Consider the following 24,419-nt stretch of genomic DNA (forward strand, 5'->3'; position numbering starts at 1 on the left):
GTCCTTATCCTCTGTCGGAAATCGTATTGTGTTTGTTTCAGGCGGTTGCCAGCCAAGGCAGCTTGTCCAGATCGACGTTGCCGCCAGTGATGATCAGCCCGACGCGTTTTCCCTTGAAGGCATCGGGGTTCTTTAAAACCGTGGCCAACGGAACAGCAGAAGACGGCTCCATCACGACACGCAGGTGCTTCCAAGTGAGTTTCATCGCGTCGATGATTTCCTGCTCGGAGGCCGTGTACATCTCGCTCACGTGGTTGGAGACAAAGTGCCAGGTGCGTTCTTTCAGCGGCACCAGAAGCCCGTCAGCAATTGTTTTGGGCGCGTCATCGGCAATGATGTGTCCGGCTTTGAAGCTGCGGTAAGCGTCATCCGCCTGCTCCGGTTCTGCGGCGATCACCTGCGTTTCTGGCGCCAGGGTGGAGAGCGTCAGGCAGGTGCCGGAAATCATGCCGCCGCCACCAATGGGCGCGACCACCATGTCCAGACCGTCGGTCTGCTCAATGAACTCCTTGGAACAGGTCCCCTGCCCTGCAATCACGCGATGGTCGTTGTAAGGGTGCACAAAATCGCCGCCGGTTGCGGCCTGCACCTCGGCAAAGGTCGCCTCGCGCGAGGTGGTGGACGGCTCACATTCAGTGATCTTGCCACCATAGCGACGCACGGTGTCCTTTTTTGCCTGTGGCGCGGTGCGCGGCATGACCACGTTGCACGGAATGCCGCGTTTCATGGCCGCGTAGCTCAAACATGACGCGTGGTTGCCGGAGGAATGGGTGGCAACACCACGTTTGGCTTGCTCGTCATCCAGACCAAACACCGCATTGGCCGCGCCGCGCACTTTGAAAGCGCCCGGCTCCTGAAAGTTCTCACATTTGAAGAACAATTCCGCGCCGGTCAGCTCATTCAAGTAGTCCGACACACGCACCGGCGTGCGGCGGATGTGGGGCAAAATGCGCGTGTGCGCCTCCAACATGTCGTCATAGGTTGGGATATACATGTCACTGTCCAACATTAGGCCGCGTCTTTTTGAGCTGTGGCTGTGTTACCGCGATAGTAATCCTGCGCAGCAGCGACGCCGCTGCCCAGTTTGATATCCAGACCAAGGTCAACCATGCACATTTCTGCGGTGGCAATGCCGGAGAGTGCCATCACGTCAGTCAGGCTGCCAAGGTGGCCGATGCGGAAGACTTTGCCAGCCACTTCGCCAAGGCCCACGCCAAAGGCGACGCCGTATTTCTCCGCCGCATGGGTCACAATATCAGTGGCGTTGAAGCCCTCCGGTGTTTTGATCGCGCTTACTGTGTCCGAATAAACCGACGGGTTGGCGGCGCAGAGTTCCAGCCCCCACGCTCCCACGGCAGCGCGTACGCCTTCGGCAATGCGGGTGTGACGGGCAAAGACGTTCTCCAGCCCTTCGTTGAGCAGCATGGTGCAAGCTTCGTTCAGACCGTTCAGCAGACCCACAGCTGGTGTGTAAGGGTAAGCGTTGGCGGCGTAGCCTTTGGCCATGTCGTGCACGTCAAAGAAGGTGCGCGGCAGTTTGGCGGTCTCGGTCGCGGCCATGGCTTTGGCGCTGAAACCCACAATGGCGAGACCAGCGGTCAGCATGAAGCCCTTTTGCGAGCCGGTCACGGCAACATCCACGCCCCACTCGTCCATTCGGAAGTCCATCGAGGCAATCGAGGACACGCCATCCACAAACAACAGCGCCGGGTGGCCCGCAGCGTCCAAGGCGCGGCGCACGGCGGCGATGTCGGATTTCACGCCAGTCGCCGTCTCGTTGTGAGTGGCCAATACGGCTTTGATTTCATGGTTGGTGTCGGCGGTGAGGATTTCCTCATAGCGGTCCGCTGGCAGGCCTTCGCCCCACGGGGTTTCCACAACCTGCACGTCGAGATTGTGGCGTTGGCACATGTCGATCCAGCGGTGGCTGAACATGCCGTTGCGCGCGGCGAGGATTTTGTCGCCTGCGGACAGCGTGTTGGTCAGTGCGGTTTCCCAGCCGCCAGTGCCAGTGGACGGGAAGATGAAAATCTCCGCGCTTTCGCTTTTGAGCACTTTGCGCACACCCTCGCGGGCCGGGTGCAGTATCTGACCAAACAGCGGCGAGCGGTGGTCGATGGTCGGCATGTCACACGCCTTGCGCAGACTCTCCGGAATGTTGGTTGGACCGGGAATAAAGACGGGGTTCTGAAAGCTCATGGCAGGTCTCCTTCAAGCGTTAGGGTGACCATAGCGGCCATGCAACTGGTTGAAAATTTTTTTGAAAAATGATTTCAGAAACCGAATTTCATAAATTATTCAATGTTGTCAGATGCTTGTTTTTTTCATATTGTGAATACGCTTTTCACCAAAAACGAAGGGTCAGTTTATGGTTTCTCAAAGGAATGACAAAAACGATGGTCCCAAGGCCCGTGGCCGCCCGCGCGACTGGCATGACAAGACCGCGCAAAACACCATCAAATCGCTGGATCGCGCGATGGAGGTGTTTGAGTTTCTCAGCGAGGAACAGGGAAAGACACTCTCGCAGATTGCCGATGAGATGGGGCAATCTCCAGCCACGGTCTATCGTATTCTGGTGACACTGGAGACGCGCGGGTTGGTCGAATTTGAGGGCCGCGAACAGCTTTGGCACATTGGACCGCGGGCGTTCATCATCGGCGCGCGGTTCCTGCGACGCACCAGTCTGGTGGATCGGGCGCGGCCGGTGATGCGCAAGCTGATGGAACTCACTGGCGAGACTGCCAACCTCGGCGTAGAGCGCGAAGGACAGGTACTTTTCCTCAGTCAGGTGGAAACCCACGCCAGCATCCGCGCGTTTTTCCCGCCCGGCACACTTTCCCAAATGCATGCGTCGGGCATTGGCAAAGCTTTGTTGGCGCACATGGAAGCTGGGCGGCGCAATCGGCTTTTGGCCTCGGAACAGCTCACGGAATTCACCGAGCGCACTATCACCGATGTGGATGCATTGCTCGAAGACTTGCTGGTTATTCGGGAGCGTGGCTATTCCGTGGATGACGAAGAGCGCAACATGGGCATGCGCTGTATCGCGGCGCCGGTGTTTGATTTCAACGGCGAGGCCGTGGCGGGCATTTCCGTGTCTGGTCCAACCAGTCGCGTCAGCCCGGAAGAAACCGAGAAACTCGCCCGTGCGGTGGTCTCTGCCGCAAAAGAGTTGACCCTTGCGATTGGTGGAGAGATTGCTGCGTCTTGAAAAATGTTTGCGCTACCGGCTATGTGTGAAAACGATGGAGGTGCGACATGACCAAGGATACAAACGGCCAGGCACTCATTGTGATGGGGGTTAGCGGCGTGGGCAAAACCACGGTGGCTCAGGCTTTGTCCACTCGGATCGGCGGACGCTATATCGAGGCGGATGAGTTTCATCCGCCGGAAAACGTCGCAGCCATGGCTGCGGGAACGCCGCTGACGGACGCGATGCGACAGCCTTGGCTGGAGCGGCTGGCGGTGGCGATGCGGCAGGCCCGCACATCGCAGCCGGACACACCTGTGGTGGTCGCCTGTTCCGCACTCAAATGCAGTTACCGGGATATTTTGCGGGCTAAAAATCCTGAAGCGATCATCATCTATCTCGAAGCGGATCCCGACATGATCCGCGCCCGTATCACCGCCAGAACGGACCACTTTATGCCGCCAAGCCTTCTGGACAGTCAGCTGTCTACACTGGAACCACCTGCCCCGGATGAGGCTTGTGTGACCGTTGACGCCAGCCTGCCGCCTGAAAGCACTGTGGCTATGGCGTATGATGGCCTTGTCAAAGAGACCACGCAGGCGCATTGACATCCCCCTGATACCGCATGACACACGAAAGAGCGCACCGCGATTTGAGCGGCACGGCCAACGCAGTTACCCCTTGAAGACAAGGAACACACCGATGACGCTTGCAAACTTTGGCCTCTATGGACTTGGCACCATGGGCACCGCCCTGGCGCATAACATCGCTGAAAACGGCGTTGATCTGCATGTGGCGTCCTATCGCAAAGCCGATATGGACAGCTTTGTAGCTGACGCGCCTACCTTTGACGGCGCAGTCACCGGCCATGACAACCTGGCCGACATGATGCGGGACATGCTTACGCCGCGTGCGATCATTTTCCTGATCCCGGCCGGACAAGCCGTGGATGATGCAATTGCAGAGGCACGCCCCCACATGCAGCCGGGCGACGTGCTGATTGATGCAGGCAATTCGAATTTCCAGGACACCCGCCGCCGCGCGGCTGATCTGGAGGCCAGCGGTCTGGCCTATATGGGCATGGGCGTGTCCGGCGGCGAATTTGGTGCGCGCACGGGACCGTCGATGATGGTGGGCGGCACGGCCTCTGTCTGGGACGCGATGCGACCGATGTTGGAGGCGATTTCGGCCAAATTCGAAGGGGCGCCCTGTGTGGATCATGTTGGACCAGATGGGGCCGGGCATTTTGTAAAGACGGTGCACAATGGCATTGAATATGCTGACATGCAGCTTTTGGCGGAGAGCTATGGCTTGATGCGCCACGGCTTGGCTATGACGCCTGCCGAGATTGGCACTCAGTTTGCCGCTTGGAACGATGGGGCGATGAGGAGCTATTTGGTGGAGATTTCCGCCGAGGTTTTGCAAACCGCTGATCCGCAGACCAACAAGCCACTGGTGGATGTGATTGTCGACACAGCTGGGCAGAAAGGCACGGGTCGCTGGACCGCCATTGAGGCGCAGAAACTGGGAGTGGCTGCCAATACTGTGGAGGCTGCGGTGGGCGCGCGGGTCTGGTCCGCTGGACGTGAGACGCGCGCCATTGGGGAAGAGATTTTTGCGCCAGTGCGTGGACCGGTTGAGCTGACATCAACCCAGTTGGAACAGGCGGCTCTGGCGTCGCGGATCATCGGGCACAGCCAAGGGTTTGACCTTCTGGCAACCGCGTCTGAGGAATTTGAGTGGGACCTGGACCTGGCACGTTGCGCCGAAATTTGGCGGGCGGGGTGTATTATTCGGTCGGAATTGCTGAGTGATATTGCGGCGGCCTTCCGCAATCATCCGCCTGCGGGTCTGTTGGCCTTCGCACCAGAAATGGTCACGACGCTTCAAGATACCGTACCGGCTTTGCGTGCTGTGGTGGGTGCGGCCATTGCCGCCGGGCATCCGGTGCCGGTGATGACCGCAGCGCTGGCGTGGTTTGATGGCATGACACAAGCGCGCGGCACGGCGGATTTGATCCAGGGGCAGCGCGATTTCTTTGGCCGCCATGGGTTCGCGAGACTGGATGGGGGCAGCGGCCATCATGGGCCGTGGGCTGACTGATCCCACTCAAATAAAAAGGGCCGCCAAAGCGACCCTTTCCAACTCATCTCAGAAAACACCTTAAGCCGTTAGGCCTTCGGGCTCTGCCAGACCATTGGCACGGCAACAGGCCGTCACGGTGTTGGCCAACAAGCAGGCAATGGTCATTGGACCAACCCCACCCGGTACTGGCGTAATTGCACCAGCCACAGCAGCGGCACTTTCAAAATGCACGTCGCCCACCAGACGGGTTTTGCCTTCGCCTTTTTCCGGCGCGTCGATGCGGTTGATACCCACGTCAATCACGGTGGCAGCTTCTTTGATCCAGTCACCTGGCACCATTTCAGGACGACCTACTGCGGCAACCACGATGTCGGCGCGTTTCACCACCTCCGGCAAGTCTTTGGTGCGGCTGTGTGCGATGGTCACGGTGCAGCTTTCGCCGAGCAACAGCTGCGCCATAGGTTTGCCCACGATGTTGGAGCGGCCAATCACAACCGCATCCAAGCCAGACAGCGAGCCATGGTGGTCGCGCAGCATCATAAGACAGCCAAGCGGGGTGCAGGGCACCATGGATTTCTGACCAGTGCCAAGCAGACCAACGTTGGAGATGTGAAACCCGTCCACATCTTTGGCTGGATCAATCGAGTTGATCACCAGATCTTCGTTGAGGTGGCCCGGCAATGGCAATTGCACCAAAATGCCATGCACCGCAGGATCGTTGTTGAGCTTGTCGATTAGTGCCAACAGGTTAGCCTCAGGTGTGTCGACATCGAGCTTATGCTCATAAGAGTTCATACCCACTTCGACGGTCTGCTTGCCTTTGGAGCGCACATAGACCTGCGAGGCAGGATCTTCGCCAACCAACACCACGGCCAGACCGGGTGTGATGCCGTTTTCTTCTTTCAGGCGTGCCACATGGCCCGCCACTTTCTCACGGACTGTCGCCGCAAAGGCTTTGCCGTCAATGATTTGAGCCGTCATCCCACTCTCCCCTTACACATCCGTCCGGGCATAGCTGTCCCGGTAGTGGTCCATTTGCATACGTGTCGCCAAAACGGCGTTCTTCATCAAGGTGGCCACGGTCACTGGCCCCACTCCGCCTGGAACAGGCGTGATCCAGCCCGCCACCTCGGCGCAGCTTTCAAAATCTGCATCCCCAACAGTGCGCGGCCCGTCTGGCGTCTCCACCCGATTGATGCCAATGTCGATCACCGCCGCGCCAGGTTTGATCATGTCACCGGTCACCAGCCCCGGTTTGCCCACGGCCACAAAGACCGCATCCGCAGCCCGGCTGTGCATGGCCACAGAGCGCGTCATGTGATGGCAAACGGTAACTGTCGCCCCAAGACCCATCATCAAAAAGGCAATGGGTTTGCCGACAATTTCGGAATGCCCAATCACGGTCACGTTCAACCCTTCCATCTGTAGGGGCAAGGTTTTGAGAATTTCAACCGCCGCAACCGCCGTACACGGCCCAAGTGCAAGATCGTTGTAGACAATGTTGCCAATCGAAGCTGGATGCATGCCTTCAACATCCTTGAGCGGGTGCACCGTTTTTTGCAACGCCTTGACCGGAATGTGATCCGGCAGAGGCCGTTGAATGATGATCCCGTTCACACGAGGATCGTGGTTCAAACCCTGAAGAACGCCAATTAATTGTTCCAGCGAAGTTTCCGCCGGATAGTTGCGTGCCTCAAATTGAACACCTGCATTTTCCGCCTGTTTTTGCTGGTTTCGGACATAGAGCTCCGCAGCCGCAGTTTCTCCTACGCTCACAGACACCAGACGTGGGGACCAGCCCAACTCGCTGAGCTTTTGCGCTGCGACCCTGACTTCCGCTCGCAACTCTGATGCGACTGCTTTCCCGTCAATTACCGCTGCGCGCATAGATTGGCTCCGCTGTTATTCGAATTCGATGGTTTTGGCTTCCCGAGCGATGGACCAGTCAATCAACTGGCGCCACAGGATCTCGGCAATGTCGGTGTCCAGCCCTTCTTGCACGGCGGTCTCTTTGACCTTGGCAACAACGTCTTCGACGCGGGCTGGGATATTGGCAGGCAGACCGGCACCCGTTTTGATTTGCACGGCGCGGTCAATGTAGGTTGTGCGCAGCGCCAACAGGCGGACCAATTCGCGATCCAGCGTATCAATCTGCACACGCAGGGTAGGCATATCAGGACAATCGGCGGGGCTCAGCATGGCATCCTCTCGCAAGTGTTGCGCATGCCCTACCCCGCCTGTGTCCAAATCGCAATGCGTCAGAACAGTCCCTCGACCAGACCTTCGTCATTGATGCGAATATTCTCCGCAGCTGGATGACGAGGCAGGCCCGGCATGGTCATGATCTCACCGCAAATCACCACGATGAAGCCCGCACCAGCGCTCAACCGGACTTCGCGCACAGGCACTGAATGCCCGGTTGGTGCGCCCCGCAGATTGGGATCTGTTGAGAAGCTGTACTGTGTTTTCGCCATACAAACCGGCAGGTGTCCGTATCCCGCGTCTTCCCATGTTTTGAGCTGATCTCGGATTTTCTTGTCTGCCAGAACTTCATCCGCACGGTAGATCGAGGTTGCGATGCGTTCGATTTTCTCAAACAGTGGCAACTCATCTTTGTAGAGCGGTGCAAATTGGCTCACACCAGCGTCGGCGATTTCCGCAATGCGCGTGGCCAGCTCTTTGGTGCCCTCAGAGCCTTTTTCCCAGTGCTGGCACAGGATCGCTTCAGAGCCTTGGCCTTCAACGTAATCCATGACCGCCTGCACTTCGGCGTCGGTATCGGTGACAAAGTGGTTGATGGCCACCACAACCGGCACGCCAAACTGCTTCAGGTTGCCAATGTGACGTCCCAAGTTGGCGCAGCCTTCATTGACCGCATCAACGTTTTCCGCACCCAAATCCGCTTTGGCAACGCCGCCGTTCATCTTCATGGCGCGAATGGTGGCCACCAGAACAACCGCATCTGGCGCGAGGCCTGCTTTGCGGCATTTGATGTTCATGAACTTCTCAGCACCCAAGTCGGCGCCAAAGCCTGCTTCTGTCACCACGTAATCCGCAACTTTCAGCGCGGTGGTGGTGGCAATCACCGAGTTACAGCCATGCGCGATGTTGGCAAATGGACCGCCATGCACAAAGGCCGGGTTGTTTTCCAACGTTTGCACAAGGTTTGGCTGCATCGCGTCTTTCAGCAACACAGTCATTGCGCCGTCCGCTTTGACGTCACGGGCGTAGATCGGGCTGCGGTCACGACGGTAAGCCACAATCATGTCACCCAGGCGTTTCTGCAGGTCTGCCAGGTTGTTGGACAGGCATAGGATTGCCATGACTTCCGAGGCCACAGTGATGTCAAAACCAGTCTGACGTGGGAAGCCGTTGGCCACACCACCCAGCGACGTGACGGTGTCACGCAGGGCGCGGTCGTTCATGTCGAGCACACGACGCCAGGTCACGCGACGCTCGTCGATTTCCAGCTCGTTGCCCCAGTAGATGTGGTTGTCGATCATCGCGGATAGCAGGTTGTGCGCGGAAGTGATCGCGTGGAAGTCACCTGTAAAGTGCAGGTTCATCTCTTCCATTGGCACAATCTGCGCATAGCCGCCGCCAGCCGCGCCACCCTTCATGCCGAAGTTTGGCCCCAGAGAAGCCTCGCGGATACACACAGCCGCCTTTTTGCCAATCGCGTTCAGGCCGTCACCCAGACCGACGGTGGTGGTGGTTTTGCCTTCGCCCGCCGGGGTTGGGTTGATTGCAGTCACCAGAATCAGCTTGCCGTTTTCACGGTCCTGCACCGAGTTGATGAACTCCTGGCTGATCTTGGCCTTGTCGTGGCCGTAGGGCAGCAGATCATCGCTGCCAATGCCCAGCTTTGCGCCAATGTCCTGAATGGGCTGTTTTTTCGCCTCACGGGCGATTTGAATATCCGTCTTAAAGCTCATGGTGGTCCCTGTCATATAATTTGACGCTCTCTCACCTCATTTGTAGCGCCGAATACACGGCAAAGAGATGCGTTTCCGACATATCCGGCGCTTCTAGCGTCGACATAAGAGGCGCCGGTTTCGTTTTGGAGACGTTACGTCAGGATCAGGCACAAGGACCACCCTTAGTAGATCACAGTTGGATCATGATTTGCGGGCGCGTTCCAGGTGGCTCCAGATCGGCTGATCCGGCACAAACAGGCGCATCTTGTCCCCCACGGAAAGCGTGCCGGCGCGTTCCACCCAGGCGGTCACGCCCCGTTTGTCCTTGGCGGCGGCTTTGAACTTTGGCCCATAGCCGGGGTGCGCCCCTTCGATCACACGACCGGGCAACACACAGGGGCGGTTTTCCATATCCACGGTGATGGTCACCCCATCCGGGCCTTGCAGGCGCGCGTTTGGTGGCACATGGGTGAAATCGGGAATCCCCTTGAGCACGACGGAGGCGCCAACCCAGGCCGGATCTACCGCATCCAGACCCATTTCAGCGGCGATCATGTCCAACTCTTCCTGAGACAACACCGACAGTTGGCGCACGTTCATGATCTCTGTGCCGCGCTCATAAAGCGCTTTCACCCGCACGCAGGAAGGACGTGTGATCCCAGAATGAAATTCGCCAGCATCCCCGCCAAGCGCGAGGTCCAACGCCGGTACAGACACGGCGCTCAGGTCTTCTTCGGAATTGGCCACGCGGCCAAGCCAGACCACCTCAGCTTCGAAAGTTGTGTGTTTCAATGCAGGCATGACGCGCTCCTCAATACAGGTCTGAGGAGATACCTAGGGGCAGGACCACGTTCAGACAACCAAAGATAGCTGATGACTCTGTTCATTTTCTGTGGGCCACAACGGTCCAATAGCAAAACCCCGAAGCGCCCTCACGCTCCGGGGTTTCATGGTCTTGGGCCTGTCCCTCAGGTTAGGCAGTGGGTTCAGGCTCCAGTCCGCCATCCCCACTTGGTTTATTTCTGGGCTTGGTCTTAGGAATGGCCGTCACGCTCGGCGCATCACCTTCGTCGTTGCCGTCATCATCATCACTGGCATGGGGTGGTTCCCCATTCATAACGCGTTTGATTTCGTCACCGGTCAGCGTTTCGTATTCCAGCAGACCCTGAGCAAGGCGTTCAAACTCTTCGCCTTTGTCTTTGATAATGCCAACCGCGCGTTCATAGCCTTCGTCAATCAAGCGCTTCACTTCGGATTCGATCATTTCCTTGGTGGCCGCAGACACCGAGAAACCACCAGTGCTGCCCTGATAGCCAGCCGCCGCTTCCTGATAATCAATATTGCCCACTTTGTCAGACATGCCCCATTGCATCACCATGGCGCGCGCCAGACCGGAGGCTTGCTGAATATCGCCAGCAGGACCGTTTGACACTTCGTCTTCGCCATACTTGATGATCTCAGCCGCTTTGCCTGCCATCGCCATGGCGAGGCGCTGATGACATTCTTCTTTGAACATGTTCAGACGGTCCATCTCAGGCAGGCTCATCACCATGCCCAATGCGCCGCCACGAGGAATAATTGTGGCTTTATAGACCGGGTCACATTTTGGCAGGTGAATACCTACAATTGCATGGCCCGCTTCGTGGTAGGCGGTCATTTCTTTTTGCTCTTGGGTCATAACCATGCTGCGCCGCTCGGCACCCATCATGATCTTGTCCTTGGCAAATTCAAAATCTTCCATGGTGACAAACCGACGACCAACGCGGGCCGCGGTCAAAGCGGCTTCATTCACAAGGTTGGCAAGGTCCGCACCAGAAAAACCCGGTGTCCCACGCGCGATAATACGCAGATCAACGTCTGGGCCCAAAGGAGTCTTGCGGGCGTGCACACCGAGAATTTTCTCACGGCCTTTGATGTCCGGGTTGCCCACGGTCACGTTGCGGTCAAAACGGCCTGGACGCAGCAGCGCTGGATCCAACACGTCCTTGCGGTTTGTCGCAGCGAGAATGATCACACCTTCATTGGATTCAAAGCCGTCCATCTCCACCAGCAGTTGGTTGAGAGTTTGCTCACGCTCATCGTTGCCACCGCCATACCCGGCGCCACGATGGCGACCTACGGCATCAATTTCGTCGATGAACACAATACAAGGTGCGTTTTTCTTGGCTTGCTCAAACATGTCACGGACACGGGACGCACCCACACCCACAAACATTTCGACAAAATCAGAACCCGAAATGGTGAAAAACGGCACGCCAGCTTCGCCAGCAATTGCGCGGGCAAGAAGGGTTTTACCAGTACCGGGAGGGCCAACAAGCAAGGCGCCTTTGGGAATCTTGCCGCCAAGGCGGGAGAATTTCTGCGGGTTGCGCAGGAACTCAACAATCTCTTCCAGCTCTTCTTTGGCTTCGTCAATGCCGGCCACATCATCAAAGGTCACGCGGCCATGCTTTTCGGTCAGCATTTTGGCTTTGGATTTGCCAAAGCCCATCGCGCCGCCTTTGCCGCCGCCTTGCATACGGTTCATGAAATATATCCAGACACCGATCAGCAAAAGGAATGGCAGAAGACTGAGCAGGAAGGCTTGCAGACCAGAGGTTTCCTGGCTCTCTGCGCGCACAGGAATACCTTTGTTGATCAATAGGTTGGTCACCTCAGCATCAGATGGCTTCACAGCAACAAAGCTGGAGCCCTCTTTCGTTGTGTAGCGTACCTTTTCGCCGTCTAGCGTCACGCTGGCGACCTGGTCGGCATCCACCGAAGCCACAAACTCCGAATAGCTGATGTCGCGGCTTTGCAGCGAGCTGCTATCTCCGCTGAACAAGTTGAACAAAGCCAGGATCAGCAAAAACAGCACGACCCAGAAAGCTACATTTCTCGCATTGCCCAAGGCAAGTCTCCCTTTCAGAACGCCCGTGACCTATCACGAGCGTGTACAGAGTTAAATAGAGATCGCGAGGCCGTAATCAATGCGATTGTGCGCAATTTCAGGCTCAAAGCACGGCCTGTGTTGTTTATGTGCGCAGAAGCTGTGCGGTCCAACCGGCGGAGAGCCCGGCCAAAGGTGCGGCGATCAAGCGGTCCCCTTGCCAAAGTGCAGGGGTGGCCCAGAGGCTTTGACGGATATGCCCAGTATCGCGCCAATCCGAAATTTTTGCGAGTCCTTCTTTGCCAAGCGCCTTTATTTGCAAGGCTTCGGTGGGTGTTTCACCATCATAGTGCAAGCGCCAACGGCCATCCCAGAGCCCATCGGAGGCAGCCACTTCATCGCGCACGGCGGCCCATTCACGGGTTATGCGTAAGCTGTTTTTGCCTGGCACAATCAAACAGCCGTGGAGCGGCGTTGGTGTGTCAGAGGTCATCGCCTCTTGCAATGGGCGGAACCGAGGTCGGTATTTTTGGCCAGATACAAGACAAAGCGCATCGGCGAAGACCTTACTGCGCAGAGCGTCTGACACAGATTCAAAAACTGCACGGTCAGCAACCATGTCGCCGATACTGTCTTGTACAAACACCTTGCCAATCTGCTCTTCGGCCCATTGTACGATGTCTTTCTGGCGCTGCATGTGCGCCGCGGTTTGCGCAAGCCGGTCTAATGTGAGACCCAGCGGAGCCAAAGTTTCAAACATTTGACGCGCCTTCACACGATCAAACTGCATGTCTTTGTTGCTGGGATCATCAGCCCAAGAAAGATTGTTTTCGCGCAAATAAGCACGTAGGTCTTCACGGGTTACGTCCAAAAGCGGGCGCAGCCAAGTGACCCCATCGCTTTCTCGGCAGGCTGCCATGCAGGCCAATCCCTCCACACCGGAGCCACGCGACAGGCGCATCAAGAATGTCTCGGCCTGATCGTCCTTGGTGTGCCCCAAGGCAACATGGCTTAGTTCGTTTTCCTTGACCCACGCGGAAATGGCCTGATGTCGCCCATCGCGTGCGGCATTTTGCAAATTGCCTTCGCCGCCCCACGTCCACTGCAAAACGTTATGCTTCAGGCCATGCTGCGCGGCATAGTCCGCCACCAGCGCCAGTTCGTCCGCGGCCTCTGGGCGCAAACCATGGTTCACGCTGACCACGGCCAACTCCGCCATGCCCCATTGCCGTAAAAGGTCCAGCAAGGCCATAGAGTCGCCGCCGCCACTCACGGCGACGCCAATTTTTTCAGGAATGTCTGTGTCAAACGCCCGGTCAAGAGCGTTTGAAAGTTGGGTTAGGAGCACTGCAAGGTGACCATTTCCGCCTGCGCTTCGGTCACAAAGGCCCCACCTGGATAGCGCACGCCAACTTCGTTCAACGTCACACAAGCCTCATTGGTTTGCCCCAAAGCGCCCAGAGATTTTCCGAGACGGAACAGGGCCTCCGGCGCGGTGCCGGACTGCGGCGAACCCGAGTAAGCCTCAAGAAACGCACGCGCCGCACCGGTCAGATCGGTTTTGCCCTCAAGCGCCTGACCGCGACGCAGATGCGCCTCTGCCTCAAGCGGGCTGCCGGGATAGGTTTGCACAAAGGTCGAAAACTGGTCCGCAGCCGCACCAAATTCACCCGCGTCCAGCGCGGTCAATGCGCGGTTGAAATCCGCTTCTTCACCAACTGCCAATTCGGTTGGCGCACCATCGCCGGAGCCGGTGTCATCGCCCCCACCTGTCGTCGGCAAGGTGTCCACATCACCGCCCAACGTAGTGGTCTCGCCCAGTTGACTCAGATCGCCGCCTTCCAGCTCCACAAGCCGGAACTCCAGATCGCCAATCCGGTTGGTGCCATCGGTCACAACCCGCTCGACACGATGTTGCAGCTGTTCGGTTTTGCCGGTCAGCACCTGCAGCTGTCGCTCAATCACGTCTACCCGCTCCAGCGTGGTGGCCCCAGTCACTATGGTGCCTGCGGAGCCAGTGGTGGACAGTTCGCGTTTGAGGTGTTGCATTTCCACATAGAGGACAGAAAGCTGCTGGCGAATGTCGGCCAGTGTCTCTTCGCGTGTCTGGGCTACGCCCATCATCGGCGCCACGGCAAGCGCAAGCGCGCTTAGGGAAGCAAATAGGTGCGCTTTCATCTGTCTATTACCCCGACAGGTTGGCTGTCAGCACTGTGACCGCGCGGCGGTTTTGGGCGTAACAACTTTCTTCTGAACAAATTTCAATTGGGCGTTCTTTGCCATAGCTCAAGGTGCGGATGCGGTTTGAAGCCACCCCTTGGGACACCAGAAGCTCTTTTACGGCGCTGGACCGGCGGGCGCCAAGTGCGAGGTTGTATTCGCGGGTGCCCTGCTCATCGGCGTGACCTTCGATCACCGCAACATAATCCGTGTTCTGCATCAGCCAATTGGCCTGCGCCAAAACAACCAAACGACCCTGCTCGCTCAAAGTGGACTGATCCACCACAAACAACACCCGGTCGCCAACAGCCTCTTGAAAGTACGCGATGGAGGATGGGTCGGCATTGCTGCCCTGGCCGCTATCGGTGCCTGCGCCAAAGTCATCATCGTTGCCAAACCCACCCGGGTCCGTACAGGCCGCCAAGGAGAGTGCGGCCACTGTCAGCACTGCTTTTGTCCATAGTTTCATGAGTATTGCCTCGCCTCTATACCCGTCGTGTTTGCATTCTGCGTTCTTCTTATGAAGAAGTCTTATCACAAGCTGGTGCGCAAGCAAAACGACGGTGTTTCTTACATTATTGCAACGGTGACCAGCTGGGATCAGAGCCCCCGCCGTTGATTTTCACCGGTTTCAAATTCCGCCCCGATACGTCCACAGAATAAAGCGAGGCCGCTCCGCCTGCGCCGCGGGTTTCGCGGGTGAACATGATCACACGGCCGTTAGGGGACCAGGTGGGGCCTTCGTCCAGGAAAGATGCGGTCAGAAGCCGCTCTTCACTACCATCTGTGCGCATCACGCCAATGTGGAAGCGGCCTTTATGTTGCTTGGTAAATGCAATCAGATCGCCACGTGGCGACCAGACCGGCGTGCCGTAGCGGCCTTTGCCAAAGCTGATGCGGGTGGCTTCGCCGCCGCCTGACGACATGACATAGATCTGTTGCGAGCCGGACCGGTCACTTTCAAACACAATTTTACTGCCATCGGGACTGTAGCTTGGCGCGGTTTCAATGGACGGTGTGGACGTCAAGCGCTGACGTTTTCCAGAGCCAATGTCCATTTTGTAAAGATCAGTGTTGCCACCTTCGGTCACCGACATCACCACGCTTTTGCCATCCGGGCTGAACCGCGGCGCAAAACTCATGGTTCCGCTTTCATTGGACAGCACCTTGCGGCGCACGGAACCCACATCGAGCACGTAGACCTGCGGGAAGCCGGTTTCATAGCTGGTGTACAGCACACGATCGCCAGTTGGTGAGAAACGCGGGGCCAGCACAATAGAGCTGCTGTCGGTCAAATATTGCAGATTGGCGCCATCATAATCCATCACCGCGAGACGTTTCTTACGATTGCTCTTGGGGCCAGTCTCAGCCACGTAAACTACGCGGCTGTCAAAGTAGCCGCCTTCGCCGGTGATACGTTCATAGACCACATCCGCCACTTTATGCCCCATGCGTCGCCAGCCGTCAGTGGTGCCTTTGAAGCGCAAGCCATTTCCGAGCTCGGTGCCGGCAAACACATCATAGACCCTAAACTTCACTTCCAACTGGTTGCCACTTACTGACACACCGCCGGTGATCAGCGCCTGTGCGTTCACCGCTTTCCAATCAGCAAACTGCACCGGGCTGCCAAAATTGGTGATCGAGGAGATATGCGCCTTGGCTGGAATTTCCCGAAAGAGCCCCGTGCCGTTGAGGTCCGCCGCAATCACTCGACTGATGTCCTTGGCCACCTGATTGGAGCCAGGGGTTTCAGCGACAAAATCCGGTACAGCAAATGGCATCGGCTCGATCACACCATCGGTGATTTCGATGCGCAGTGGTTGGCTTTGGGCCACAACGGGATGGGCCAACTGGCCCATCGTCAGGATCCCGATCACTAGGGTCGCAAAAAGTCTCATCATCTGGACCTCATTTTCTCCGGGTTAAATGTAATCTCAACATCCCGCCAATGGTCATATTTTTCTGCGGGTAGATCGAAGCCACTTTTTTGGCAACGCAACACAGCACGGCGCGCGGCGGCAAAAGCGGTTTTGGCGGCAGCTTCATCGCCGCCCTCGTAACTCAACATGCGAATGTCACCCTGAACCTTGCCGTTTTGATCCAGGCTGAGTCCCACAACTACGGTCACATCTGCGGCACGGGAGCCAACATCCACCACCCAACATTGCTGCACCGCCACGCGCAGCCCGTCTTTCTCACCACGGGTGAGCGGCGGACCGGATGGGGCGGTTGGAGTTGACTCGGTTGGCGCTGCCGCTTCGGCCAGCGCAGCAGCGATGGCGTCTTCTGCCGGTGTTGGCTGTGGCTCCGTCACATTTGGACGTAGGCGCGGACGCAACGAACGGGCGGGGGCCGCGCTGACCACCTCTTCCTGCTTAGGCTCGGTGGCAATTTCGGTGGAGGCTGCTTCAGGCGCGGTGTCTTCTTTGACCTCTTCCGCCGCCGCGCCGGCCTCATCCGGCTTGGTGGCTTCTTGCAACGCGTCGGCAATGGCGGTGTCCGGATCCGGCTGCGCCACAGGTTCCGGCGCAACACGTTCCACCGGTGCCGGGACGGGTTCGACCGGAGCATCCGGAATGATCACGGCCGTATCGGTCTCTGGTGTTGGCAGTTGTGGAGTTGGTTCCAGGGCCACTTCCGGCTCAGGCGGTACAGACTCTGCAATATCTGCCACGTCTGGCACAATCTCCGGCTCGGCCGCAATTGGCTCAATCGGTTCTGGTTGTGGCACTGGTGCATCTTCTGGGACCACCACCTCCGGCGCAGGTTCGGTTTCCTCTGGTGGCTGCGGCAAAGCAACCTCTGTGGAAGTCTCGGGCGCCTGTTGGCTTTGGGTCAACGCATCAAACTCAGCCGTGGAAATCATCGCGACGTCCACCACCTCCATAGGCGGCGGATCGGAGTCAAACACCCCGCCCAACAACACCCAGCCAATCAGGCCGGTGTGGGCAACGCCCGAGATATAATGCCCGATATGCACGTGCGCGACCTAGTTGTCCGTCCCGCTTGGGTCAGTACCATCCAATGCTGGACCGCCCATGTCGGTCACAAGGCCCACATCGTTAAAGCCACCCGCGTTCAAAGCGCCCATAACTTGCACCACCGCTTCGTAGGGAATTGCGCCATCCGCGCGCAGATACACGCGATCCGACTCACGCTCTGCCGCCACGGCGCGCAGCTTCGGAATCAGGTCTTCTGCAGCCACCGGTGTGGTCATAATTGTGATTCCAAGGTTTGCGTCAATTGTGATGGTCAATGGCTCTTCTTGTTCACCTGGCAGCGGGTTGGCTGCGGTTTTAGGTAATTCCACTGGCACACCGACAGTCATCAGAGGCGCGGCAACCATGAAGATGATGAGCAACACCAGCATCACATCCACAAAGGGTGTGACGTTGATCTCGCTCATTGGCTGGCTGGAGCGGCGATTGCGGCGGCGGCGTTTGCCGCCTCCTCCGCCTGATTTCATGACACCGGCGCCCATGGATCAGGCGTCCAGCTGGCGGCTAAGGATGGTGGCGAACTCATCGGCGAAGGCTTCATAGCCTGACACGATGCGGTCGCTGTCCGCACTGAGTTTGTTGTAGAAAATCACCGCCGGAATAGCAGCCAAAAGGCCCAAACCGGTGGCGAGCAATGCCTCGGCAATGCCCGGCGCCACAACAGCGAGGTTGGTGTTTTGCTGTGCGGCAATCTCGATAAAGGCGTTCATGATGCCCCAAACCGTGCCGAACAACCCAACAAATGGCGCTGTGGACCCAACGGTGGCGAGGATTGGCAGGCCATGTTGCAGCTCGTCGGCTTCTTTGGCAATCGCCACATCCATCGAACGATCAATCCGGCTGGTGGCATTGGCAATCAACCCGCCATCTTGTCGGTGACTGCGCTGCCACTCGACCATGCCAGAGGCAAAGACGCGTGCGGATCGTCCTTTTGGTTCTGGCCCCATCTCCTCAAAGAGTTTGTCTAGCGGCTCACCAGACCAAAAAGACCGATCAAACCGGGCCGCCTCGCGGCGCGCCTTACGGTACATGATGTGTTTTTGGAAAATCACCGACCAAGACCAGAAGGATGCCACAATCAGCATCACCATCACCAGTTTTACGGTTAAAGTTGCGCGCGCAAAAAGTGCCCACATCGAGAAATCGACTGCTGCGTGTTCCATATAGCCTGCTCTGCTCTGTGGCCCTCTGTCGGGGCCTTGTTTGCAAGCAAACGTAGACGGTTTCTACGGGGAAAGCTAATAAATTGGCGTCGCTCGCGGGAATTTGCCCGCTTTAGTGCACCATTTGGCGGATATTTGCCGGTAAACGCACCGGTTGGCCCGTTTCGTTCATGCACACCACCGTGACCATCGCATGAAACAGCACTTCTTCGCCACGTTTCACGCGTTGTTCCATCACCAATCGCGCTGCGGTGACATTGGCTACCTCGGTCTCCACGGTCAGCAAATCGTCCAGCACCGCACTACCAAGATAGTCACACTCCACTCGGCGCACGGCAAACACAATGCCCTCTGCCTTCATTTCGTGTTGGTCCATGCCAATCTCGCGCACCCATTCGCTGCGGCCGCGCTCAATAAACTTGAGGTAGTTGGCATAGTACACAATGCCCGCCATGTCGGTGTCCTCATAGTAGACGCGGATCGGCAAGGTGTACGGCATTGGCGGTTCTCCTAAACTCATCTTGAGATAGGCGTAGGGGGAAATTGCCCCTTGGGCAACATTGTTTTTATTCGCTCACAACTGGGATCAAATGCACGTCGCGCTGCGGGAAAGGGATCGAGATGCCTTCGGCGTCAAAGCGCTCCTTAACCTGTCCTGTAAGCCCCCAATAGACGTCCCAATAGTCTTCCGTGGCAACCCAAGGGCGGCAGAACAAATTGACCGAACTGTCGCCCAATTCACCCACAAAAATCTCCGTAGCGGGATCTTTGAGACAGCGTGGATCAGCCGCGACCAAGGTTTTAAGCACCTCAATGGCCTGCGGCGCATTATCGGAATAGGCAATGCCAAACACCAAATCCACACGCCGGGTTTGTGCCGCGCTGACATTGGTGATCACGTCGCCCCAGATTTTGGAGTTGGGCACCACAATGATCTGATTGTCGAAGGTGCGGATTTGAGTAGAGACCACTGACATATCATCGACCACGCCACTTGCGCCGGAGACCTCTATGTAGTCGCCCGTGTCAAACGGCTTGAGCACCATAATCATCAACCCGCTGGCCAGATTGCCAAGCGTATCCTGCAAGGCAAAGCCAAGGATAAAGCTCAACCCGCCAAAAACCGCAAACAAAGGCGTGACATTCACGCCCGCTACGCCCAAAGCGACCATCAAGCCAACCACCACTGTGATCCAATAGACCACCGTAAGCACAAATCCCTGCAACAGCTTGGACATCGCTGGCAGGCGGTTCAACCCGCGCGCCGCTAGTTTGCGCACAAAGCGGGCAATGAACAGAAGAACACATAAAGCCACTAAGAACACGGCGACTTGCAGCAATAATCCAAGCCCACCATCGCGCGACCCCAGCCAACCCACCGCAATTGCAGCCATGGTGCGGGCATCAGTGGCTTTGAGTGTTGCCGATGCCATGGCATTCAGAAACTTTTGGTGCGGGGCAATGTCGTCTGGTGCCCCCCCTTTTGCTGTCCAATTGGATAAGACAGCTTTGTAGTTCGCCGCCACCCGCGCCTGTTCTTCGGAGATGCTCGCCACCTGGCGTCGTGTCGCCTCGGCAGCGTCTCCTGATAAACCCTCCAGCGTGAGGTTCAGATCGATGAACTTGGCCATCGAATTCGAAGTGTGTCCCTGCCAAACATCAGCCAACTCTGCCAATTGAGATGTGGTCAACGGGACAACATAAAGCTCTAGACTAGATGTGGGCACTTCCAGGGCACTGGCCTTGGCCATCATCTCATCTGACGATGCCTGCGCCATCACAGCCCACGCGCCTAGAACAAAGCACATGGCTAGACCGGCGAAAAGGCCAATGGGTTTCTGCAATCTTTTCATATCAAAAGCCTCAAAAAATGCGGGAAGCTTCGGACACTGTTCCGGCAAGCGGTCAAAAACTCAAGGTTTTTTGACCGCTTGCCGTTAGATCAATGCTTAACCCCCAACGCCGGCAAAACGTACGCCGCTCAGATCCGCCATCTCGCGTTTCCACGTGGTGATGTCATCGGCGTTCAAGTCAGACAGGTTGCTGTGTCCACAAGCCCGCGCCAGCACCTGCATCAGCTCCACACTGGCGCCAAAGTAGCGCGCCAGTTTTTCCGCACCAATCTGCACATCCAGTTTTTTGCGCAGTTCCGGCTTTTGCGTCGCGATGCCCACCGGACAGTTGTTGGAGTTGCACATGCGCGCCGCGATACAGCCGACCGCCTGCATGGCTGAGTTCGACACCGCGACGGCATCCGCGCCCAGCGCCATGGCTTTGACAAAGTCCTCCGCCACGCGCAAACCACCCGTAATTACCAGCGAAACCTCATCACCGGTTTTGGCATTCAGATGCTTGCGTGCCCGCGCCAGGGCCGGAATGGTTGGCACTGATATGTGATCGCGGAAAATCAACGGTGCCGCGCCGGTGCCGCCACCACGACCATCGAGGATGATATAGTCAGCCCCTGCTTCGAGCGCGAAGTCGATGTCTGCCTCGATGTGGTTGGCCGAGAGTTTGAAGCCAATTGGAATGCCACCGGAGCGTTCCCGCACCTCATCGGCAATGCGGGCAAAGTCCTGTGGCGTATGCAGCTCCGGGAAAGTTGACGGCGACACCGCGCTGTGGCCTGGCTCCAGTCCGCGCACCTCGGCAATTTTGCCCTGCACCTTTTCGCCGGGAAGATGCCCGCCTGTGCCGGTTTTGGCGCCTTGCCCACCTTTGAAGTGAAAGGCTTGCACCCGTTCCACCAGCTCCGGTTTCCAGCCAAACTGCGCAGAAGCCAGCTCATAGAAATATCGCGAGTTTTCCGCCTGCTCCTCGGGCAACATACCACCTTCGCCAGAACAGATCCCCGTGCCTGCCAGCTCTGCGCCACGTGCAAGTGCGGTTTTGGCCTCTTCGGAAAGTGCGCCGTAGCTCATGTCAGAGACAAACAGCGGAATGTCCAACTGCAACGGCTTGGCCGCACGCGGGCCAATCACCACGGAGGTATCGACTGCTGCATTGTCTAGAAGCGGCTTGCGCGCCACCTGGGCGGGCAGGATCTGAATGTCATCCCATTGCGGCAGGTCTTTGCGCGGCACGCCCATGGAACCCATTTCTCCGTGATGACCCAACTTGCTCAGCCCATCGCGTGCAAGTTCGTGAATGCGTGCCACGGTGGGTTCTTCAGGTGTCGGCACCGCTTGCGGTATCTCCGATTGCGGCTTGGGCGCGGGATCGCCCGGCTTGGCATCCGTGATCCGGGTATGGGCGCCGTCGCAAAACGGCGCATTGGCGCTGGCCTTGCATTGGCACAAAAACGCATCACCACTTTTTTCGGCAGTGAATTTCTGCGGTTTCATCTCTGTGCCGGCATGACTGCCGTCACAAAACGGTTGGGTCTTGGACCTCCCGCAGCTGCACCAGAAATAGGTTTTGCCGTCTTCCAGCTCCACTTTGACGGGTCGGGTCGCCGCAATGATGGGCACATCACCTGCCATGTCACACTCCTTGTTCACGTTTGGCTACGCAAACAGAGTGCCTCAAACGGTGCAACAAACAAACAGGAGGGAATGCACACAGAGCTCCGCACCTATGCACATGACAAGGTGCCTTACGCAGGACACCGTGCGTTTATGCAGGATTTAATCCAATCGCAGCCGCGCAAACAGACGCAGCGCGTGGCTAGCATCTTCCGCTGCCACCGGCATCATCCGGTCATAGGCGGCGGCTATCACTGCCGCGATCTCCGGGCGCAACACCGTGGCCCCGCTGTCTGGCACAACAGCCAACGGTGAGGTGTCCGCGAACGCTTTTGGCCCCCAGGTCACAATAGTCTGTACAGCCTCACCCAATGCCAAGGCTTCGGCGGGGATTTGGGACATAGCTTCATTCATACGCAGAAATACAAACGCCGCCTGGATGCTGCCATCATTGTCAAAGCGGAACCCACGGTATTGGGTGGCATCCGCCTTTTGCAATCGGCCAACCAAAGCTGTCAGATCGGGAATAAGGCGCTCTAGGTCCGGCACCTCCAAAAGCTCCTCCCATTCGCGAAAGAAGAAAATCATCAGGTTGCTGCCAAGTTCCGGATCGGTCTCTGCCATCTGGTGACCAACCAAGGTGGCCACCGCTTCCAGCGCGCCTTTGACAATTTCCAGCGTCGCGTCCTCAACTCCGAACACCACTGGCGAAATCGGGCGCCCCCAACGGGCAAATCCATAGCTGCCATCGTGGCGGGTGAAGAGAGATTCAACGTCCTGCGGTGTCATATCGGGCTCCTGTCAGATCGCCCGCTATGTGCCGCCAAGCCAGACCTAAAGCAAGCCCTTAGGCCAATTCACTGGCCCAAGGTGGGTTGGCCCCGGCCCGCGATACGGTCACGCCCGCCACTTTGGCGCCATAGGCCAGCGCGGCAGCGGCATCCTCCACCGACAGTTCCCGCACTTTGGCTTTGGTCAACATGCCCAGCTCTGCCAGCTTGGCCAGAACACCCGCATTAAACGTGTCGCCCGCGCCGACAGTATCAACCACCTCAGCCTTTTCAGCCGCCACGATCAGCTTGTGGCCACTTGCCAGATAGCCATCCGCGCCTTCGCCACCACGGGTCACCAAAACCAAGGCCGGCCCCTGCTCGGTCAGCTGCATCGCACGCGCATCAAGTGTGTCGCCTTCCGGCACCAGCCATTCAAGGTCTTCATCAGACACTTTCACAATGTCCGCCTTGGCAAACATACGCGCCAATCGGGCTCGGTAGGTCTTCTCGTTGGCAATGAAGCCGGGGCGAATGTTCGGGTCCACCATCACCGCGCGTCCAGCGCCCTCGCGTTCCAGTAGTTCAGCGTATGTGTCTGCGCAGGGCTCCACCGCAAGGCTAATCCCGCCAAAAAACAATGCTTTGACCTTTGGCTCCACAGACACCAGATCGGCAGGTTGGATCATGCGACCAGCGGTGTTTTCGTCATAAAACGAATACGTTGCCTGTCCGCTACTGAGATGTACAAAGGCCATGGTTGAGGGGCGTTTGGCACGGATCAGTGCGGAAGTGCTAACATTGCTAGCCACCAGTTCGGTCATCAGAATATCGCCAAAACTGTCCGTGGAAATTCCGCTGACCAAGCCAACACGCGCACCCAAACGGCCCAACGCCACGGCGGTGTTGAACACCGCCCCCCCTGCATGGGGTACAAATCCCGTGCCGCCCTCAACGGTCTCGCGGGGGATCATATCAATCAGCGCTTCGCCACAACACAGGATCATAGGAGCCTCCTCAGGTCAGCCATTTGGCGTAATCACTCACCAACAGGTGGGTGGGCGCGACATCTTCTTCAATCTCGGCAAACCGGCCAATCGGCTCGCGGAAGATATTGTCTGTTTCATCATCGTTCACGGTGGAGACCTCGCCAATCAGCACGTCGCCGCCCTCCCCCCAAAACGCGTGCCAGTCCCCCGGCATCAGCGTCAGGCTTTCGCCCGGTGCAAACTTGAGCTTCTCCCCCGGCGCAAATTCACGCGGAATGCCATCACACATCACCATGCCACCGCGGTCCTCGGCAAAGTTACCTTCGTCATCAGAGCCAAACAGCTCCACAATCATAGTGGCCCCGCCACGGTTAATAATGTCTTCCGCTTTGATCACATGGGTGTGCATTGGCGAGAGCTGATCCCGACGCGAGATCAACAGCTTTTCTGCGTAGCACATACCGCCGCCCCGCTGCAGATCGGCCAGACGCCCGTTGCGCAGAGTGAACAAGAACAACCCCATCTCGTCAAACCGGCCCGCACCATAGTCGGTGATGTCCCAACCACAGCGAGCCTGAATCAAGGCCTCGGCCTCTTTGGCGCGCGCTTTGAACTCCTCCGGCGTCCAATAGGCAAACGGAGGCAGTTTAAAACCGTAGGAGCGGATCATATCGTCCGCAGACGCCATGATGTCGTTGATGGTAGAGCGTTTCATTTCTGTCTCCCAAAGCCGCCAGAGATCACGCGACCTTT

Annotated in this window: 24 protein-coding genes; 3 read left to right on the forward strand and 21 right to left on the reverse strand. The window is 57.6% G+C overall.

The genetic code is table 11. The features are described from left to right. Positions 1–37: 37 nt before the first annotated feature. Together bhcB and bhcA are read right to left on the reverse strand one after the other, a co-directional pair. Positions 38–1,009, reverse strand: coding sequence for a beta-hydroxyaspartate dehydratase BhcB (bhcB, locus tag QOL67_RS17305; protein WP_283427239.1), 972 nt, complete (start codon positions 1,007–1,009; stop codon positions 38–40). Beyond that, a complete protein-coding gene (bhcA, locus tag QOL67_RS17310; RefSeq protein ID WP_283427240.1) occupies positions 1,009–2,199 on the reverse strand; it encodes an L-aspartate--glyoxylate aminotransferase BhcA in 1,191 nt (396 codons plus the stop codon). Before bhcA ends, bhcB begins: the two co-directional genes overlap by 1 nt. Positions 2,200–2,368: 169 nt before the next feature. Between bhcA and bhcR the strand changes: the two genes are divergently transcribed. The 3 genes from bhcR to gndA all read left to right on the forward strand — a co-directional run bounded on the left by bhcR (position 2,369) and on the right by gndA (position 5,293). Next, on the forward strand, positions 2,369–3,211 hold the full coding sequence (bhcR, locus tag QOL67_RS17315; RefSeq protein WP_283427241.1) for an HTH-type transcriptional regulator BhcR: 843 nt from the start codon (positions 2,369–2,371) through the stop codon (positions 3,209–3,211). A 47-nt stretch (positions 3,212–3,258) separates the two neighbouring features. After that, positions 3,259–3,798, forward strand: coding sequence for a gluconokinase (locus tag QOL67_RS17320; protein WP_283427242.1), 540 nt, complete (start codon positions 3,259–3,261; stop codon positions 3,796–3,798). Between the two features lie 94 nt (positions 3,799–3,892). Next, positions 3,893–5,293, forward strand: coding sequence for an NADP-dependent phosphogluconate dehydrogenase (gene gndA / locus QOL67_RS17325; RefSeq protein ID WP_283427243.1), 1,401 nt, complete (start codon positions 3,893–3,895; stop codon positions 5,291–5,293). Positions 5,294–5,353: 60 nt separating this feature from the next. Here gndA and folD read toward each other — a convergent pair whose 3' ends face one another. From folD to QOL67_RS17420, 19 genes are all read right to left on the reverse strand, one after another. After that, on the reverse strand, positions 5,354–6,256 hold the full coding sequence (gene folD / locus QOL67_RS17330) for a bifunctional methylenetetrahydrofolate dehydrogenase/methenyltetrahydrofolate cyclohydrolase FolD (RefSeq protein WP_283427244.1): 903 nt from the start codon (positions 6,254–6,256) through the stop codon (positions 5,354–5,356). 12 nt (positions 6,257–6,268) lie between these two features. Then, the gene (locus tag QOL67_RS17335; RefSeq protein ID WP_283427245.1) at positions 6,269–7,162 is read right to left on the reverse strand and encodes a bifunctional 5,10-methylenetetrahydrofolate dehydrogenase/5,10-methenyltetrahydrofolate cyclohydrolase; all 894 of its coding nucleotides are present in this window, start codon (positions 7,160–7,162) and stop codon (positions 6,269–6,271) included. Between the two features lie 15 nt (positions 7,163–7,177). Then, a complete protein-coding gene (locus tag QOL67_RS17340; protein WP_283427246.1) occupies positions 7,178–7,474 on the reverse strand; it encodes a chorismate mutase in 297 nt (98 codons plus the stop codon). A 59-nt stretch (positions 7,475–7,533) separates the two neighbouring features. Beyond that, the gene (locus QOL67_RS17345) at positions 7,534–9,210 is read right to left on the reverse strand and encodes a formate--tetrahydrofolate ligase (protein ID WP_283427247.1); all 1,677 of its coding nucleotides are present in this window, start codon (positions 9,208–9,210) and stop codon (positions 7,534–7,536) included. A gap of 183 nt (positions 9,211–9,393) precedes the next feature. Further along, positions 9,394–9,993, reverse strand: coding sequence for an MOSC domain-containing protein (locus QOL67_RS17350; RefSeq protein ID WP_283427248.1), 600 nt, complete (start codon positions 9,991–9,993; stop codon positions 9,394–9,396). Positions 9,994–10,165: 172 nt separating this feature from the next. Beyond that, positions 10,166–12,082 (reverse strand): ATP-dependent zinc metalloprotease FtsH, encoded by a 1,917-nt coding sequence (gene ftsH / locus QOL67_RS17355; protein WP_283427249.1) that lies wholly within the window; start codon positions 12,080–12,082, stop codon positions 10,166–10,168. Positions 12,083–12,206: 124 nt separating this feature from the next. Beyond that, a complete protein-coding gene (gene tilS / locus QOL67_RS17360; RefSeq protein WP_283427250.1) occupies positions 12,207–13,409 on the reverse strand; it encodes a tRNA lysidine(34) synthetase TilS in 1,203 nt (400 codons plus the stop codon). After that, the gene (gene ybgF / locus QOL67_RS17365) at positions 13,400–14,239 is read right to left on the reverse strand and encodes a tol-pal system protein YbgF (RefSeq protein WP_283427251.1); all 840 of its coding nucleotides are present in this window, start codon (positions 14,237–14,239) and stop codon (positions 13,400–13,402) included. Before ybgF ends, tilS begins: the two co-directional genes overlap by 10 nt. A 7-nt stretch (positions 14,240–14,246) precedes the next feature. After that, positions 14,247–14,750, reverse strand: coding sequence for a peptidoglycan-associated lipoprotein Pal (gene pal, locus QOL67_RS17370; RefSeq protein WP_283427252.1), 504 nt, complete (start codon positions 14,748–14,750; stop codon positions 14,247–14,249). A 106-nt stretch (positions 14,751–14,856) separates the two neighbouring features. Next, on the reverse strand, positions 14,857–16,140 hold the full coding sequence (gene tolB / locus QOL67_RS17375; protein ID WP_430458965.1) for a Tol-Pal system beta propeller repeat protein TolB: 1,284 nt from the start codon (positions 16,138–16,140) through the stop codon (positions 14,857–14,859). Between the two features lie 38 nt (positions 16,141–16,178). Then, positions 16,179–17,261 (reverse strand): hypothetical protein, encoded by a 1,083-nt coding sequence (locus QOL67_RS17380; RefSeq protein WP_283427254.1) that lies wholly within the window; start codon positions 17,259–17,261, stop codon positions 16,179–16,181. Between the two features lie 9 nt (positions 17,262–17,270). Further along, the gene (gene tolR / locus QOL67_RS17385; protein WP_283427255.1) at positions 17,271–17,762 is read right to left on the reverse strand and encodes a protein TolR; all 492 of its coding nucleotides are present in this window, start codon (positions 17,760–17,762) and stop codon (positions 17,271–17,273) included. A 3-nt stretch (positions 17,763–17,765) separates the two neighbouring features. Next, the gene (tolQ, locus tag QOL67_RS17390) at positions 17,766–18,443 is read right to left on the reverse strand and encodes a protein TolQ (RefSeq protein ID WP_283427256.1); all 678 of its coding nucleotides are present in this window, start codon (positions 18,441–18,443) and stop codon (positions 17,766–17,768) included. 112 nt (positions 18,444–18,555) lie between these two features. Beyond that, on the reverse strand, positions 18,556–18,942 hold the full coding sequence (ybgC, locus tag QOL67_RS17395; RefSeq protein WP_283427257.1) for a tol-pal system-associated acyl-CoA thioesterase: 387 nt from the start codon (positions 18,940–18,942) through the stop codon (positions 18,556–18,558). A 67-nt stretch (positions 18,943–19,009) separates the two neighbouring features. Next, a complete protein-coding gene (locus QOL67_RS17400; protein ID WP_283427258.1) occupies positions 19,010–20,296 on the reverse strand; it encodes a mechanosensitive ion channel family protein in 1,287 nt (428 codons plus the stop codon). Positions 20,297–20,392: 96 nt separating this feature from the next. Continuing rightward, positions 20,393–21,925 (reverse strand): glutamate synthase-related protein, encoded by a 1,533-nt coding sequence (locus QOL67_RS17405; RefSeq protein ID WP_283427259.1) that lies wholly within the window; start codon positions 21,923–21,925, stop codon positions 20,393–20,395. Positions 21,926–22,069: 144 nt separating this feature from the next. Continuing rightward, positions 22,070–22,696: a hypothetical protein gene (locus QOL67_RS17410; RefSeq protein WP_283427260.1), complete on the reverse strand. Its 627-nt coding sequence runs from the start codon at positions 22,694–22,696 to the stop codon at positions 22,070–22,072. A 58-nt stretch (positions 22,697–22,754) separates the two neighbouring features. Continuing rightward, the gene (locus QOL67_RS17415; protein ID WP_283427261.1) at positions 22,755–23,684 is read right to left on the reverse strand and encodes a carbohydrate kinase family protein; all 930 of its coding nucleotides are present in this window, start codon (positions 23,682–23,684) and stop codon (positions 22,755–22,757) included. A gap of 10 nt (positions 23,685–23,694) precedes the next feature. After that, the gene (locus QOL67_RS17420) at positions 23,695–24,381 is read right to left on the reverse strand and encodes a D-lyxose/D-mannose family sugar isomerase (protein WP_283427262.1); all 687 of its coding nucleotides are present in this window, start codon (positions 24,379–24,381) and stop codon (positions 23,695–23,697) included. Positions 24,382–24,419: the final 38 nt, after the last annotated feature.

Source organism: Shimia sagamensis, from assembly GCF_900182745.1.
In the GTDB taxonomy this organism is placed as follows: Bacteria; Pseudomonadota; Alphaproteobacteria; order Rhodobacterales; family Rhodobacteraceae; genus Shimia; species Shimia sagamensis.